Annotated in this window: 1 protein-coding gene; it reads right to left on the bottom strand. The window is 76.0% G+C overall.

Translation table 11 applies throughout. The features are described from left to right. Window positions 1-1,223, bottom strand: a 1,223-nt coding sequence (gene xseA, locus FOE67_RS25785) for an exodeoxyribonuclease VII large subunit (RefSeq protein WP_182667231.1), incomplete at its 3' end; no start/stop codon positions are given. Window positions 1,224-1,369: the final 146 nt, after the last annotated feature.

Genomic DNA, 1,369 nt, shown 5'->3' on the forward strand with positions numbered 1-1,369 from the left:
GCGCCCCCGCCGGACGGCTCGGTGACCACCACCCCCACCTCGCCGTCGGCCAACCGGGCCCGCAGCTCCTCGCCCGCCCCGGCCTCCGCCGCCGAGCGCAGCACCGACCCGTCCGGGCGCCGCAACACCGCGTACCCGCGCCGCAGGGTCGCCGCCGGCGACAGCGCCACCACCCGGGCGGCCGTGTGCGACAACTCGGCGTCCGCCCGGTCCAGCAGGTGCCCCAGCACCCGCCGGCCCCGGTCCACCGCCATCACCAGGCGTTCCTCGTGCTCCTCCACCAGGCGGTGCGGCTCCGCCAGCACCGGCCGGTCCACGGTGGCCCGCAACCCCCGCTCCTCGCGCTCCACCAGCGCCCGCGCGCACCACCGGGCGCGCTCGCGCAGCTGTTCCACCCGCGCCACCTCCTCGCCGACCTCCGGAACCACCCGTTTGGCGGCATCCGTCGGAGTCGAGGCCCGCAGGTCCGCCACCAGGTCCAGCAGCGGGGAATCCGGCTCGTGCCCGATCGCCGAGACCACCGGCGTCGCGCACGCCGCCACCGCCCGCACCAACGCCTCGTCCGAGAACGGCAGCAGATCCTCCACGCTCCCGCCACCCCGGGCGATCACGATCACCTCCACCGACGGGTCCGCGTCCAACTCCCGCACCGCGTCGATCACCTGCGGGACCGCGTGCACCCCCTGCACCGCGACGTTCCGCACCGCGAACCGCACCGCCGGCCAGCGCAGCCGGGCGTTCTCCAACACGTCCCGCTCCGCCGCCGACGCCCGCCCCGTCACCAGGCCGATCCGCCCCGGCAGGAACGGCAACCGCCGCTTGCGCTCCGGCGCGAACAACCCCTCCGCGGCCAACTCCCGCTTCAGCCGCTCCAACCGCGCCAACAACTCCCCGACGCCCACCGCCCGGATCTCCGCGGCCCGCAGGGACAACTGCCCCCGGGGGGCGTACCACTCGGGCTTGCCCAGCACCACCACCCGGGCGCCCTCGGTCACCACGTCCGCCACCTTGTCGAAGACCGCGCGGAAACACGTGACGGTCAACGAGATGTCCTGCGCCGGGTCGCGCAGCGTCAGGAAGACCACGCCCGCCCCCGGTCGGCGACTGAGCTGGGTGATCTGACCCTCCACCCACACCGCGCCCAGTCGGTCGATCCACTCGCCGATGAGCCGGGAGACCCGCCCCACGGGCATCGGGGACTCGGGAGATGTCCGCATAGCCATGCGCGCCACGCTAGTGCGTGCCGCCGACACGGCGGCGCCGGACGACGGGCCCGTCCCGACACCGGATGCCCGCACCGCCGGACCCCACCCGGCGGGGCTCCCTCCCCGACCGCCCCGGGGATTCCGACACGCCCCGCGTGTCGCGG

The sequence above is a fragment of the Streptomyces calidiresistens genome, from assembly GCF_014141525.1.
GTDB lineage: Bacteria > Actinomycetota > Actinomycetes > Streptomycetales > Streptomycetaceae > Streptomyces > Streptomyces calidiresistens.